Source organism: Paraburkholderia sp., assembly GCF_035501035.1.
In the GTDB taxonomy this organism is placed as follows: Bacteria; Pseudomonadota; Gammaproteobacteria; order Burkholderiales; family Burkholderiaceae; genus Paraburkholderia.
Map to the genome: position 1 here is coordinate 1 of NZ_DATJWR010000029.1, position 13,849 is coordinate 13,849.

A 13,849-nucleotide genomic window follows, 5' to 3' on the forward strand; every position below is an offset into this window, starting at 1 on the left:
ACGCCCCACCCCATGCCGCCCATCAGTTGGCTGCGCGCCGTCTTTTCGTTGAGCACGCGCCCCACGTCGTAGGCGCCGACGATGCGCGCCACCCGTATCGTTCCGATATCCGCATCGACATGCACTTCGGCGAACACGGCGCCGAATGAGTGAAACGCGTACTGCTGCTTTTCTGCGCCCGGCTTCGCGGCCACCTGCGCCTCGATCGGCTGGCCGCCCGCGCGTGCGATGACGGCGGCGGCCGGGTCGCGGCGCGCACTGTCGCTGCGGCTCACGACCCAGCCGTCCTGCACGGTCACGTCATCGGCGGCGAGACCGTAGACGGGCGATGCGCGATCGGCGCGCGCAAGCGCCATGAGCTTGTCGCGCGCCGCTGTGGCGGCGGCCTGCACCGCCGGCGAGACGCTCGCGGCCGATTGCGAGCCGCCGGAGACGGGCGCTTGCGGCAGCGTCGAATCGCCCAGCGCAAAGCGAATGCGGTTGGGCGGGAAGCCGAGCGCGTCGGCGGCGACCTGGGTCATCACCGTGTACGTGCCCGTGCCGATATCCTGGGTGCCCGATGCGACCATCGCCGTGCCGTCTGGCAGGATGCGCGCCACGGCGGCCGCCTCGCTGCGGTTCGCGGGATAGGTCGCGCTCGCCATGCCAAGGCCGATGAGCGTGTTGCCGTTGCGCATGGCGCGCGGCGTGGCGATGCGGCGCGACCAGTCGAAGCGTTGCGCGCCCGCTTCGTAGCATTGACGCAGCGCCTTCGACGACCACGGCTTGCCATCCTGGGGCTCGCTTTCGGCGTAATTCCTCAGGCGCAGCGCGACCGGGTCCATCTTCAGTTGCCACGCGAGTTCGTCCATCGCCGATTCGAGGGCGAACGAGCCCGTCGTTTCACCCGGCGCGCGCATGAAAGTCGGAGTGCCGACATTCAGTGGTACGACGCGATGGCTCGTGCTGCAATTCGGCACCGCGTACATCATGCGTGTGACGAGGCCGCACATCTCCAGCCAGTCTTCGAACGAGGAGGTGTGGGCAAGCGTGTCGTGGCGCAGGCCGGTGAGCGTGCCGTCCGCGCGCGCGGCAAGCAAGAGATGCTGCTCCGTGTGCGGGCGCGAGCCGACCGGACCGAACATCTGCGGACGCGCGAGCGCCAACCGCACGGGGCGCCCCGTCTGCTTCGCAGCCATCGCGCACAGGCTCACGTGCGACCACGACGAACCCTTGCAGCCGAAGCCGCCGCCAAGGAACGGCGAGATCACGCGCACGTTGTCGGGGGCAATGTCGAATACGGCCGCAACTGCAGTGCGCGCGCCGCTCACGCCCTGGGTGGCGTCGTAGAGCGTGAGGTCGGGGCCGTCCCAGCGCGCCATCGTCGCGTGCGGCTCCATGGGGTTGTGGAACTGTATGGGCGTGGTGTAGACCGCGTCGATGCGAACCGCGCCCTCGTTCAGGCCGGCTTCGACGTTGCCGCGCGTCGATTCGACAGGGCGGCCCGGCGTGCCAGGTGGCGCGTGGGCCGAGCCTTTCGCGCTGTCGAAGTCGAGGGTGGCCGGTGTGCGGGCATAGGCAATGTTCACGTGGCGTGCGGCGTCGGTCGCGTGTTCGAGCGTGTCGGCCACCACGACCGCGACAGGTTCGTTGCTATAGCGCACCGCGTTGTCCTGCAGCAGCGTGAGATGACGTGCCGCCGGCGGCTTGAGCGGCGGGCGGCCGCCGTTGGGCAGGCGCATCGCATTCTGGTACGTCATGACGAGCAGCACGCCCGGCATTGACTGTGCGCGGCTCGTGTCGATCGACGTGATCGTGCCGCTCGCAATCGTGCTCGTCACGAGCACGGCATGGGCGAGCCGCGCTTCGGGGAAGTCGCCCGCATAGAGGGCGCCGCCCGTCACCTTGAGTACGCCGTCGATGCGGTCCATCGGTTGTCCGGTCAGCGTGCTCATGCGAAATCTCCCGTGGGTGATCCGGCTGCTCCATAAGGACCGGCTGCCAGCATCGTGGCGCGAACGATGGCGCGCTGGGCGAGCCCGACCTTGAACGCATTGCCATTGAGCGGCCGCGCCTGCGCGAGTTCCGCCGCTGCGGCCTCGCGCAACGTCGCGGCGCTGAGCGTTCGCCCAGCGAGGTGCTGCTCCGCCACGCTCGCGCGCCAAGGCCGATGCGCGACACCACCGAGCGCGATGCGCACCGTGCGTATGTGGCGGCCATCGAGTTGCAGCGCGCTCGCCACGGAAACGAGCGCGAACGCATAGCTCGCCCGGTTGCGCACCTTCAGGTAGTGCGCATGATCGCTGAACATCGGCGGCGGCAGGTCGACGGAAGTAATCAGTTCACCTGATTGAAGTGTCGTGTCGAAATGGGGCTGGTCGCCGGGCAGGCGATGAAACGCGGTGAACGCAATGGCCCGCGCGCCGCGCGGCCCGCTGACCTGCACCGTTGCGTCGAGTGCCGCAAGCGCGACACTCATGTCGGACGGATTGACGGCCACGCACTGCGCGCTCGCACCGAGAATCGCATGCATGCGATTGAACCCGCCAATCGCTGCACACCCACTGCCGGGCGAGCGCTTGTTGCATTGCGCGAACGCCGTGTCGTAGAAGTACTGGCAGCGCGTGCGCTGCATGAGATTGCCACCCACGGTCGCCATGTTGCGCAGTTGCGGCGAGGCGCCGGCGAGCAGCGCCTGCGAGAGCAGCGGATAACGCGTGCGCACGAGCGCGTGATTGGCCGCGTCGCTGTTACGCACGAGCGCGCCGATGCGCAGGCCGCCATCGGGCAGCGTTTCGATGCGATCGAGCGCGGCAATGCGCGTGATGTCGATGAGCGTGACCGGATGCGTGATGCCGCCTTTCATGAGATCGAGCAGATTCGTTCCGCCGCCGATGAAGACCGCGCCGGGGCGTTGCGCCGCTGCGATTGCGCCGTTGATGTCGGCGGCGCGCTGGTACGAGATGGCGTCCATGACCGTGCCTCCGTACTTATGCGCCGGCCGCGTGCGCGTCGCGCACGGCGGCCACGATGTTCACATAGGCGCCGCAGCGGCAGATGTTGCCGCTCATGCGCTCGCGTATTTCGGCGTCGCTCAGTTGCGCGGGGCGCGTGCGTACGTCGGCGGTCGCCGCGCTGGCCGTGCCCGCAGCGAATTCGGAGAGGCATGCCGTCGCCGAACACAACTGGCCAGGCGTGCAGAAGCCGCACTGGAACGCGTCGCGCTCGATGAAGGCGCGCTGCACGGGGCTCAGGTCGGTCGCGCCCGCGAGGCCTTCAACCGTCGTGATGCGCTCGCCTTCGTGCATCACCGCGAGCGTGAGGCAACTGTTGATGCGCCGGCCCTCCACGAGCACCGTGCATGCGCCGCACTGTCCGCGGTCGCAGCCTTTCTTCGTGCCGGTGAGGCCGGCGTAGTCGCGCAATGCGTCGAGCAGCGTGACGCGCGGTTCGATGTGAAGCACATACTCGCGACCATTGATTTCGAGCCTGACTGGCCGGGCCGGAGCGGGGGGTGGCGCTTCAGGCGCGGCGGTAGTCGGCGGCGCATTTTGCGCATGCAGATGCGGCGCCGCGCCCAAGGCGGCAGCGGCAGCGGCCGATTGCAGGAAGCGACGCCGCTTGACGTCGGCGGGTGCACGTGAGGCCGGGTCGGAGGGGGAAGGCTGGGACGCGTCGTCGTGGTCGCACGGCGCGTCGAAGGGACGTTCGTTGGACATGGCGTTCGGCTGACTCCAGGACGAAGACGGAACGGTAAAGAACGTAAGCTGTTGCTTCAGGCGCTGACCGCGTGTGGGCGCGCTCTACACGTGCAGTAATTCCGGTGCCGCGGTCGCCCGCATTTCGCTGTCGTGCGCACCGGAGCGCATCGGAGAACTGCACGTTGCACTTCTCGAACGCGAAAGTAAAGCGCTAACGTGTGATTTTTTCAGTGCGTTTTGCTTGCTGTCGCAACGCTGTCGCATGGCTGGCGCCAGCCCGGCGCGAAGCTGGCGCGGCAGACAGAATCGCGATATTGCGTGAGTCGAATGCGAACGAAAGGGGTGTGTCAGCCGCGCGCGAAAGCGGTGGGAAAGTACTCGAATGCGTGGCGAGTTCAGCTGTTGGTCGGCAGTCGGGAAGGACAGGCTAAGTGCCATCTTCCTGAAGGTAACGATGCACGAAGGCAATCGCCATGCTGCCTTCGCCAACGGCTGAGGCCACGCGCTTGACCGGGCTCAGACGCACGTCGCCGCAGGCAAAGATGCCGGGCACGCTCGATTCGAGCAGATACGGGTCGCGCTTTTGCGTCCAGTGTCCGGCCTTCACGATATCGTCGCCGGTCAGCACGTAGCCGCGCTTGTCGCAGACGATCTCCGGCGGCAGCCAACCCGTTTCCGCGTCAGCGCCGATGAAGACGAACAGGCCGCCACACTCGCGACGGCTCACGCTCTCGCTTGCCGTATTGAGAACGTCGATGGCGTTCAGATGCGTGTCTCCGTACACGCCGACCACTTCGGAATTCACCTCGACGCGGACATTGCTCTTCCCCGCGAGTTGCTCGACGAGATAGCGCGACATCTTCTTCTCGAGCGAATCGCCGCGCACGATGAGCGTGACGGCGCGCGCATGGCTCGCGAAATACAGTGCGGCCTGCCCCGAAGAATTGCCGCCGCCGATCAGATACACGTCGAGTCCGTGCGTGCCGCTTGCCTCGCTGCGCGCCGCACCGTAATAGATGCCCTTGCCGATGAAGCGGTCGAAACCTTCGATCGCGAGGCGACGCCACGTCACGCCCGTTGCGAGAATGAGTGTATGGACGCGAACCACGTCGCCGCCGTCGAGATGGACTTCGCGCGCGGCCGTATCGACGCGTGCGACGGCACGCGTGACGAGGATCTCCGCGCCAAGGCGTCTTGCCTGCTGCAACGCGCGGCTCGCCAGTTCGTCGCCCGAAATGCCGCCGGGAAAGCCCAGATAGTTTTCGATGCGCGACGACGTTCCGGCCTGGCCGCCCGGCGCCTCGCGCTCGACCACAATGGTACGCAGTCCTTCCGATGCGCCATAGACAGCGGCCGCAAGCCCGGCCGGCCCGCCGCCGATGATCAGTGTGTCGTACTCATCGAGACGCGGTTTGGTCTGTAGCCCTAGACGCTCCGCAAGCTCGCGTGTGGAGGGGCGGCTCAGCAGCGTGCCGTCGGCGAGGCGCAAGGTTGGGCAGTCCTGCTCGGCGGGGCAGGGACCGCTCCAGTGGGTTGCGAGCTCCGGCGCGTCGGGCGTCATCCACTCGCAGCTGATCTGGTTGCGCGCGAGGAACTGGCGCAGGTTCGCGCAAGCCGGGTCCCAGCGCGCGCCAACGAGGGTCACGCGCGTCTTGGGCGGTTCGGCGGAAAGTCCCTGCAAGCCGCCTATGCGTTCGCGCGCAAGCGCGCCCATGCGGGTGGCGACATCGGCCGATGCTGCGGCGAGTGCGTAGTAATGCTGAGCGTCCACGCGCATGACGCGCGAGGGAATGGCTGCACGGTAAGCGCCCGGAAACGGGGAACTGAGCGCGAGCGGCACCTCGCCGAAGATCGTGCCGGGCAGGCGCCACCCAAGCGTGCGCTCGATGCCGTCGAACAGCTTGACGACCTCCATCTTGCCGGCGAGCACGGCGTAGAGCGCCCGCTCGCCGCCTTCGTGCACGGCGTATTCGCCGGGGCTTAGGTGCAAATCCGCGGAAGTCTGGGCGAGGCGTTCGAGTTCGGCTTCGGGGAGCGTGGAAAAAAGCGGGATCGCGCGGATTTCGTCAATGGTCAGCATGGCGGCGCAAGGTAGCGGGCAAGCAGGAAACGACGACGGGAGAACGACGCGGTACGGCGCTCTCGCCTTGCGGCGCGGCCGGTTCATGGAGTATAGGCGGCGCGCATGCCAATGTTCGCCGAATCAATCGACTGAGGAATCGCGCGTGCGATGCGCAGGTTTTCCAACGTGAGCCGCACCGCTCGTCAATGAAGAGGATCGCTAATCGATGGCCTCAGGCGGTGCGTTGCCGGGAGACAGAGCGGCCACCGTCTCTCGCAGCCACACGAGCGCCGGGTCCGCGTGATTGCGGGGATGCCACGCCGCATGCATCGAGAAGCCGCGCGCCTCGAATGGCAGCTCGAACAGGTCCACGCGGTCCCGATAGCGCGCGATGAGCCGGTAGGGCAGCGTGGCCAGGTAGTCGGTGCGCGCGAGCAGCTCGGGCACGAGCGTGAAGTGCTGCACCGAGAGCGCCACGCGCCGGCGCCGGCCGAGCGCTTCGAGATGCTCGTCCATGAAGCCGAAGAAGCTGCCGCCGCTGGTCGAGACCAGCACGTGCTCGAGCGCGCAGTAGGTGTCGAGCTCGAAGCTTGCGGTGCCGCGCGGGTGGCTTTTGCGCTGCGCCACGACGAAGCGTTCGTCGTAAAGCTTCCGCGCTTTCAGCGCAGGCGGCACTTGCTGGGCTGAGCCGAGCAGCAGATCGATCTCACCGCGCTCGAAGCGCTGCGCGAGCGAGCCCGATTCGATGGCGATGAACGCGAGCTGCAGGCCCGGCCCGGCCCGGCCCGGCCAGCCGCGCCCACTCGATCATCAGCGGCAGGCCGAGCACGGCCACGCACTGGTCGCTCGCGGCCACGACGAAGCGCCGCGTATCGGTGAGCGGATCGAACGCGGGCTGGCGGCGCACCACGGCTTCGAGCGTCTTGAGCGCCGCGTGCAGCGGCTCCGTCAGTTCGAGCGCGTGCGCAGTGGGCGTCATGCCGCGGCCATTGGCGGCGGGAATCAGCAGCGGGTCGTCGAAGAGGTGCCGCAGCCGCGCAAGCTGCGCCGAAACGGCCGACTGCGTGAGATTCAGGCGTGCGGCGGCGCGAGTCACGTTCGACTCGGCGAGCAGGGCGTCGAGCGAGACGAGCAGGTTCAGGTCGATACCGGAGAGATCGATCACGGTGATGGGTGCAATGCCGGGAATTGATTTCAAGAATACGTCCGGGTTGCCTACAGTTCAATCCGTCGACGAACGCGACCGATCCGAACGCCACGCTCGCCGCGCTGCGCAGCCTGCGCCGCAACGGCCGCATGGTGTTGATGGGCAGCATGGAGGTCGATCTGCCCATTGCGTATCGGGAGATGCTCATCAACTGGGAGCTGATGGGCCACTTCATGTACAGCGGCGAGGACTACCGGGCGCTGATCGCGCTCGTGCGGTCGGGGCAGCTTGCGCTCGATGCGATCGCCGTCGAGCGCTACGCGTTCAACGCGCTGGAGGCCGCCATCGATGCAGCGGAAGAGGCGCAAGGGCTGACGTGTGTGACGGTTTGCACGTCTTGAAGCGTTGCAGGCGGTAGATAAACGAATCGGCCCGCAAGCATGATGCCTGCGGGCCGATTTGATGCTGAGTTCGTGCGGATTTTGCGCCGGTTGCGCGCTGAGCGCAGCGGCGGCGGCGCGCGCTCGGGCGGCGCGCCGTTCGCGAGCCTCAGTCGATGCCGTGGAACACGGCGTCGTCCGGGCCGAGGTAGGCAGGCGGACGCCACACGGCGTCGCGCATCGAGTGCTGCACGAGGTTCTCCACACCGAGCAGCACCGCGAAAATCGCCATGCGCACCGGAATGCCGTTGTCGGTCTGGCGGAAGATCGCGAGGCGCGGGTCGTGGTTCAGGTCGGTCGAGAGGTCGTTCGCGCCGGGGCGGCTGTCGCGCGGCAGCGGGTGCATCACGAGCGTCTCGGGGCTGCAGCATTCGTCCATCAGCGCCTGATTGATCTGGAAATCGGGCGTGTAGCCTTCGAACGACTCGTCGTTGAAGCGCTCCTTCTGGATGCGCGTGGCGTACACGACATCGGCGCCGCGCAGGCCTTGACGGAGGTCGTGCGTCTGCTCGACCACGTGCCCGTTGGTCGCGATCTTGTCGACGATGTACGCCGGCATTTCGAGCTGTGCCGGCGAGATCAGCGTGAACTTGATGCCGCGGTACAGCGCGAGCAGCTTCACGAGCGAGTGCACCGTGCGGCCGTACTTGAGGTCGCCCACGAGCGCGATGTGCGCGCCATCGACGATCTTGCCCAGACGCGAGAACTCGCGCTGGATCGTGTAGAGGTCGAGCAGCGCCTGGCTCGGGTGCTCGCCGGGACCGTCGCCGCCGTTGATCACGGGAATGTTCACCGCGCGCGCGAACTCGGCAACCGAGCCTTGATCAGGATGCCGAATCACCATCGCATCCACGTAGCCGGCCATCACGCGGCTCGTGTCGTAGATCGATTCGCCCTTGGCCATCGAGGAGAATGTGAAGCCGGTCGTGTCGCACACCGATCCGCCCAGACGGCAGAACGCCGCGCCGAAGCTCACGCGCGTGCGCGTGCTGGCTTCGAAGAACAGGTTGCCGAGCACCGCGCCTTCGAGCACGCGCGAGATTTTGCGGCGGCGCGCGATGGGCTGCATGATGTCGGCCACGCGGAAGAGGGCTTCGACGGAGTCGCGCGAGAACTGGTCGACAGAGAGCAGTTGCGGCTTGCCTTCGAACTGCATCTGGCTGGCGAGCGAGCGCGGCGAGTCTACGCTTTGCGTATAGTCTTCGCGCGGCTCGCCGTTGCCGACGATTTCCGAAACGAAACGCTCGACGATCTCCGGCATGGCGCGTGATTCCTGCGACTCCTCGGGCAGCAACCAGGTGTCTAGCGCCCGGCGCGACACACCGATGCGGCTCGCGAACGCGTCGCGGGTCATGTTCAGACGCCGCATGGCGTCGCGGAGAAAGGCTTGTTGCGGAACACTCATGCTGGCACCCGTAATTTCTGGTTAATGTACGCGGTGCGTATATTAGTTCGGCGGCGTGAGAAGTCAAGCTCTTTTGTCGGTGCAGGGCGGCAGCTGCGCGGGGAAACGGTGCGACTACGCATCGCAGTGCGCGAAAGCGCGTCGGCGCGCTTTGGTTTGCTTAGGTTCGCTTTGGCGGCAAGCCACCCGGCCGCGGCGCGCAGGCCGGCCGCGTGCGCCGGCACAGTCACACAAACGCGCGATCCCGGTTACACTACGCGCCATGCCACGTAACGCACTCCGTCACGAACTGCCGAACTTCACCGCCGCCATGCGCGCGGTGTCGCCGCTCGCGCAGGCTTTGTCGGCGTGGGTGAAAACCAAAGCCAAAAAACAGCCGCTCATCTGACCGGAGCTTGCTGTTCCGTCAGATGTGCGACGGAACAGCCAGTCGACGGCGTCATGCCTCCCGCTTTATCCCCGGCTTGCATCCCTCCTGCGCACCGCTGAACGGACCTTTCATACGGTCGAGTTCAAGGGAAAGTCATGTCTGAGTTTTCGGGTATCTGGATTCCGCTCGTCACGCCATTCAACGCGGGCGCCGTCGATCATGCGGCGCTCGGCGCGCTCGTGCGCCACTACGTGGAGGCCGGCGTGGCAGGCTTCGTCGCGCTAGGCACGACCGGCGAACCCGCCGCGCTCGACGCCGACGAGCAGGACGCCGTGCTCGCCACCGTGCTGGCCGCGGCCGGCGGCCTGCCTGTCGTGGCGGGCGTGAGCGGCAATCACACGGCGGCGGTTTGCGAGCGCATCGCGGCGCTCAACGAGCAGCCCATCGCGGGCGTGCTGGCGGCCGCGCCTTATTACATCCGGCCTTCACAGGCAGGCGTGATCGGCCACTTCGCCGCGCTCGCGGACGCGAGCCGCAAGCCCCTGATCGTCTACGACATTCCCGCGCGCACCGGCGTGCACATCGAGCTGGCGAGCTTGCTCGAACTCGCCGCGCACGAGCGCATCCGCGCCGTGAAGGACTGCGGCGGCTCGCTCGACAAGACGCTCGCGCTGATTCTCGACGGCCGTTTGCAGGTGCTCTGCGGTGAGGACATCGAGATGTTCGGCGCAATGTGCGCGGGCGCGAGCGGCGCGATTGCGGCTTCGGCGCATCTGCGCGCGGAGCGCTTCGTCGGCATGGCGCGCGCGTTGCGCGAGGGCCGTCTCGCCGAAGCCCGCGCGATCTGGCATATGCTCGTGCCGCTCGTGCGCGCCTCGTTTGCGGAGCCGAATCCGGGGCCGGTGAAGGCGGGGCTCGCAGCGTGCGGGCTGATTCGCAACGAGCTGCGCGCGCCGATGACACGCGTAAGCGGGAAACTGGAAGCATCGCTTGCGCGGCTCGTGGCTTGACGCCGGGCGCGCGCGGATGGGGCGCGATGGGGCCGGACAGGGGGGCGGTACGCAGGCCTTGCGCGACGAGCGGGCGCCGCGCGCCGCCGGGAAGCCGCGCTTCTAGCGCGCCGCGCGTGCGTTCGCGGCGCTGCGCGAGCGGCGGCGCGTGCGTGGGCGCTCGGTTGCGGCGGGCTCGCCGTTGAGCAGAATGCGGCGGCCGGGCACATGCTGCGCGACGAGGCGCGCGATTTCGAGCGCCGTGCTTTCGGCGGGAACGACCTGGCGGCGGGCGCCGTCGTCGAGCGGCGTCGTCCATTCGACGAGCCGGTAGGCGCGGCCCCACGGATTCTGGAGCGGCGTCGAGACACGGCATGATGCGACCGTCGAGGCCGCGTCGTCGCGCAGCAGGGACTGCAGGTGCACCAGTACGTCGTCTTCAACCATGACCTCGCTCCTCCTTGGCTTGCCGCACAAAAAAACGCCGCCGATGTTCCGGCAGCTCAACAGGGGTTGAGCTTTATGGTTGCAGCAAAGAATTAAACCAACCTTAAGAGCTGGATATCGGCAAGGTGCGCGCGGGCGCAAAGGGGGATCGCGGCGCGAGCCTCATAAAGGAGCGCCGCGGAAGCAAGTGGGGCAGGAGAAGCGGCCGGCCTGACGCAGCCGGCACAAAGAAAATGACGACTGTGACGACTAGTGCGGCTTCGTTGGGTATTGCCGTAGCGTTGCGCGGACTTTGCGTTCGGCGAATAGCGAGAGATAGTCCTGAATACGTGCTTCGGCGCGATATTCATTCAGGGTGTCAGCGTAGATGCGCGCCACTGTTTCCTCAGGTGTGTTCGTTTCTTCGGCGATGGCATGGACAATCTTGCTAACGTCGGCTTTCGGCATGACTGATCTCCGGTCAGCGAAAAAGGGGGGAAAGGCAGGGATTGAATTCAAGGATATCCGCACGCGCGATGCCAATTGAATCCGACTATCGAGGCGCCGCGCCGAGGCGGTAGCGGCCACGCGATCTCTTTGAGCTTTGCCGCCGGCCGGCGCACAATCCCCGCATTTTCAGACCTTCCAGCGAACAGCGGCCACGGCGAGGCAAGGTGCCTCGGCCGTAGCCGCCGGATGACGTGCGTCGACATGCCGCACGCGCTTGACGACTGCCTTGCGGTCAAGCCGCGTTTTCGAGCGACGGGTAGTCCGTGTAGCCCGTTTCGCCGCGTGCATAGTACGTCGACGGATTCGGTGCATTGAGCGGGGCGTTCAGTTCGAAACGACGCGGCAGATCGGGATTCGCGATGAACAACTGGCCCCATGCGACGGCATCGGCTTCGCCTGCCCCGAGCACGGCCTGCGCCGATTCCAGCGTGAACTTCTCGTTTGCGATGAACGGGCCGCCGAATTCGGCCTTGAGTGCGGGCCCGAGGCGTCTGTCGCCGAGCGACTCGCGCGCGAAGAGGAACGCAATCTTGCGCTTGCCGAGCTCGCGCGCCACATAGCCGAACGTCGCCGCGGGATCCGAATCGCCCATCGTGTGGGCGTCGCCGCGCGGCGCGATATGCACGCCAACGCGGTCCGCGCCCCACACGTCGATGCACGCGTCGGTGATTTCGAGCAGCAGGCGCGCGCGGTTCTCGATCGAGCCGCCGTAGGCGTCGGTGCGATGGTTGGTGCTGTCCTGCAGGAACTGGTCGATCAGGTAGCCGTTCGCGCCGTGGATCTCCACGCCGTCGAAGGCCGCCGCCTTGGCATTGACCGCGCCCTGGCGGAACGCGGCGATCACGCCGGCGATCTCACTGGTTTCGAGCGCGCGCGGCGTGACGTAGGCGCGTTGCGGCCGCACGAGGCTCACGTGGCCTTGCGCCGCGATTGCGCTGGGCGCGACCGGCAGATCGCCGTTCAGGAACACAGGGTCGGAGACGCGGCCCACGTGCCACAACTGCAGGACGATGCGGCCGCCCACCGCATGCACGGCATCGGTCACGACCTTCCAGCCCTCCACCTGTTCCTGCGACCAGATGCCCGGCGTTTCGGCATAGCCGACGCCCTGCGGCGTGACCGACGTCGCCTCGCTGATGATGAGGCCAGCCGAGGCGCGCTCGGCGTAGTACTGGGCCATGAGTGCGTTGGGCACGCGTGCTTCGCCCGCGCGCTGGCGCGTGAGTGGAGCCATGATGATGCGGTTCGGGAGCTTGAGGGCGCCGATCTGGATGGGGTCGAAAAGCGTTGCCATGAGTTCACCTTGTTTGCGGGCGCGGCCCGCGGGCTGAAAAGCAATACGGGAATCGAAGCGGACGACGGGTTCGCCGCCGATGCATCACAACTGCGCGTTCATGTGGGCGAGAAACGCCTCGATGACCGGCTCGTTGCGCTTGAAGAACACCCACTGCCCCACTCGCTTTGACGTGACGAGCCCGGCCTTCTGCAACACGGCCAGGTGCGCGGACACCGTGGATTGCGAGAGCTCGCAATGCGCGTCGATCCGGCCTGCGCAGACGCCGTGGTCGAATGAAAGCTCCTGGTCGCCGAAGTGCGCCTGCGGCTCGCGCAGGCGAGCGAGGATCTCCCGGCGCACGGGATTGGCGAGCGCCTTGCAGATCGCGTCGACGTCTAGGGGGGGAGTGGATGAGGGTTTCTTCATCGCAGCTGCATCGTGACTGTCCGAATCATATATCGGAATCATACGATATGACCGATGTCACTAATTTCAATAGGGTTGTACAAAAACCCGCACTTCGGGGAGGGGGATAAGCGACAAAAGAGAACGCACCTGGGATCCCGTATATCGGGGGGGGGCTCTCGTATGTCTATGAATTGCTGCGATATTTGTCGCCGATCGTGCACCTGTCGTCCACGTCGTTTTTACCGGGTTTGTGAACTCTTGCGGAGAAAGATATTTCGGATAGCGAATCTAATGTGCGTACGTTGCAACTCTGGCGTGGCCTCCAGCGAATTTTTCATTTTCATTTTCATTTCAACTTTCGCTGCTGACCGCATCAAGCAATCAATGCTGATTGGCGGGGCCCGGCGTTCCAGTGTGACGGCACGTTTGGTCGGCCGAAGTGCTGTTCATGCTGTGCGCACTGCAGAAGTAGGGAACTGGTCGCGAGCGGGAGGGCGTTAAATGGGGGAAAAGCCTTCCATCTCCGAGTGAAAGACTTTTGAGCGAGCACTTGATCTCGACGTAGGATGGGCGCGACGGAAATTTTTATTTCGGGGCAGATGGACGATCCGGCGCAACTATGTCCGTGTTCGGTTGAACTGACGTGAGCGTAGTTCGACGTCGCCCAATCGGATCGTTCGTGCTTGTACTGAGAAGGATCGCTGTTAGCAGGAGGACTTGCGATCGGGGACTATTCAATTCGATCGACCCTCGCGCGAGCACGAGCTGAGCGTACTCGCATGCGCCGTATGCGACAGATTCATTAAATATCCAAATTTCGCTTGACGGGCGATTCTCCTCCGCGCATAATTCGCCTCCCTGTGATGCAGGACGCGAAAAAAGACAGCGGATTTAGCTGATTTTTGAGCGAGCGATCTTTAAAAATTTACAGCCGATAAGTGTGGGCGCTTGATTCGATCTAGCTCCTCGCCGTGATTTTTTGATCCGGTGAGAAAAGCAAAAGTATCAAGAGTCTCACACTAAAGTAAGTCAGGTTTTTGAAGCAATTCAGAACCTGTCAGCTTTGAGTGAGCGACCGGTTTCTAACGAAACCGAAAACAGTAACAGGTTTGAACTGAAGAGTTTGATCCTGGCTC

Annotated in this window: 12 protein-coding genes and 1 pseudogene; 2 read left to right on the forward strand and 11 right to left on the reverse strand. The window is 65.7% G+C overall.

The features are described 5' to 3' along the window. The 6 genes from VMJ11_RS01875 to VMJ11_RS01900 form a co-directional block, all read right to left on the reverse strand. Positions 1–1,934, reverse strand: a 1,934-nt coding sequence (locus tag VMJ11_RS01875; RefSeq protein ID WP_325616352.1) for a xanthine dehydrogenase family protein molybdopterin-binding subunit, incomplete at its 3' end; no start/stop codon positions are given. Continuing rightward, on the reverse strand, positions 1,931–2,953 hold the full coding sequence (locus tag VMJ11_RS01880; RefSeq protein WP_325616354.1) for a xanthine dehydrogenase family protein subunit M: 1,023 nt from the start codon (positions 2,951–2,953) through the stop codon (positions 1,931–1,933). The genes VMJ11_RS01875 and VMJ11_RS01880, both read right to left, overlap by 4 nt. Before the next feature lie 16 nt (positions 2,954–2,969). After that, complete coding sequence (locus VMJ11_RS01885; protein ID WP_325616356.1) at positions 2,970–3,698, reverse strand: (2Fe-2S)-binding protein; 729 nt, start codon at positions 3,696–3,698, stop codon at positions 2,970–2,972. A 409-nt stretch (positions 3,699–4,107) separates the two neighbouring features. After that, positions 4,108–5,760, reverse strand: a complete 1,653-nt coding sequence (locus VMJ11_RS01890) for an FAD-dependent oxidoreductase (RefSeq protein ID WP_325616358.1) — start codon at positions 5,758–5,760, stop codon at positions 4,108–4,110. 201 nt (positions 5,761–5,961) lie between these two features. Continuing rightward, complete coding sequence (locus VMJ11_RS01895) at positions 5,962–6,510, reverse strand: LysR substrate-binding domain-containing protein (RefSeq protein ID WP_325616374.1); 549 nt, start codon at positions 6,508–6,510, stop codon at positions 5,962–5,964. Continuing rightward, entirely contained in the window at positions 6,449–6,940 is a 492-nt protein-coding gene (locus tag VMJ11_RS01900) for a LysR family transcriptional regulator (protein WP_325616360.1), read from the reverse strand. Before VMJ11_RS01900 ends, VMJ11_RS01895 begins: the two co-directional genes overlap by 62 nt. On the opposite strand from VMJ11_RS01900, the gene VMJ11_RS01905 reads away from it, so the two are divergent. Next, positions 6,931–7,290: a hypothetical protein gene (locus VMJ11_RS01905; protein WP_325616362.1), complete on the forward strand. Its 360-nt coding sequence runs from the start codon at positions 6,931–6,933 to the stop codon at positions 7,288–7,290. The two genes, VMJ11_RS01900 and VMJ11_RS01905, sit on opposite strands and share 10 nt — an antisense overlap. A 148-nt stretch (positions 7,291–7,438) precedes the next feature. Here the strand turns inward: VMJ11_RS01905 and VMJ11_RS01910 are convergent, their stop codons facing one another. Then, positions 7,439–8,734, reverse strand: a complete 1,296-nt coding sequence (locus tag VMJ11_RS01910) for an aspartate carbamoyltransferase (RefSeq protein ID WP_325616364.1) — start codon at positions 8,732–8,734, stop codon at positions 7,439–7,441. 525 nt (positions 8,735–9,259) lie between these two features. On the opposite strand from VMJ11_RS01910, the gene dapA reads away from it, so the two are divergent. Then, positions 9,260–10,114: a 4-hydroxy-tetrahydrodipicolinate synthase gene (gene dapA / locus VMJ11_RS01915; RefSeq protein WP_325616366.1), complete on the forward strand. Its 855-nt coding sequence runs from the start codon at positions 9,260–9,262 to the stop codon at positions 10,112–10,114. A 195-nt stretch (positions 10,115–10,309) separates the two neighbouring features. On the opposite strand, the pseudogene VMJ11_RS01920 reads toward dapA, so the two are convergent. The 4 genes and pseudogenes from VMJ11_RS01920 to VMJ11_RS01935 form a co-directional block, all read right to left on the reverse strand. Next, positions 10,310–10,540: pseudogene (locus VMJ11_RS01920) on the reverse strand (DUF2866 domain-containing protein); the annotation flags it as partial. Between the two features lie 249 nt (positions 10,541–10,789). Beyond that, complete coding sequence (locus VMJ11_RS01925) at positions 10,790–10,987, reverse strand: DUF3562 domain-containing protein (RefSeq protein ID WP_325616368.1); 198 nt, start codon at positions 10,985–10,987, stop codon at positions 10,790–10,792. 274 nt (positions 10,988–11,261) lie between these two features. Further along, positions 11,262–12,323: an alkene reductase gene (locus tag VMJ11_RS01930; RefSeq protein WP_325616370.1), complete on the reverse strand. Its 1,062-nt coding sequence runs from the start codon at positions 12,321–12,323 to the stop codon at positions 11,262–11,264. A gap of 84 nt (positions 12,324–12,407) precedes the next feature. Further along, positions 12,408–12,731, reverse strand: a complete 324-nt coding sequence (locus VMJ11_RS01935) for a metalloregulator ArsR/SmtB family transcription factor (RefSeq protein ID WP_325616372.1) — start codon at positions 12,729–12,731, stop codon at positions 12,408–12,410. Between the last annotated feature and the right edge of the window lie 1,118 nt (positions 12,732–13,849).

What these genes read in the sequence shown, in the direction of transcription:
- VMJ11_RS01880 (WP_325616354.1), bottom strand. Translation starts at nt 2,953, where the DNA reads ATGGACGCCATCTCGTACCAGCGCGCCGCCGACATCAACGGCGCAATC.
- VMJ11_RS01885 (WP_325616356.1), bottom strand. Translation starts at nt 3,698, where the DNA reads ATGTCCAACGAACGTCCCTTCGACGCGCCGTGCGACCACGACGACGCG.
- VMJ11_RS01890 (WP_325616358.1), bottom strand. Translation starts at nt 5,760, where the DNA reads ATGCTGACCATTGACGAAATCCGCGCGATCCCGCTTTTTTCCACGCTC.
- VMJ11_RS01910 (WP_325616364.1), bottom strand. Translation starts at nt 8,734, where the DNA reads ATGAGTGTTCCGCAACAAGCCTTTCTCCGCGACGCCATGCGGCGTCTG.
- dapA (WP_325616366.1), top strand. Translation starts at nt 9,260, where the DNA reads ATGTCTGAGTTTTCGGGTATCTGGATTCCGCTCGTCACGCCATTCAAC.
- VMJ11_RS01925 (WP_325616368.1), bottom strand. Translation starts at nt 10,987, where the DNA reads ATGCCGAAAGCCGACGTTAGCAAGATTGTCCATGCCATCGCCGAAGAA.
- VMJ11_RS01930 (WP_325616370.1), bottom strand. Translation starts at nt 12,323, where the DNA reads ATGGCAACGCTTTTCGACCCCATCCAGATCGGCGCCCTCAAGCTCCCG.
- VMJ11_RS01935 (WP_325616372.1), bottom strand. Translation starts at nt 12,731, where the DNA reads ATGAAGAAACCCTCATCCACTCCCCCCCTAGACGTCGACGCGATCTGC.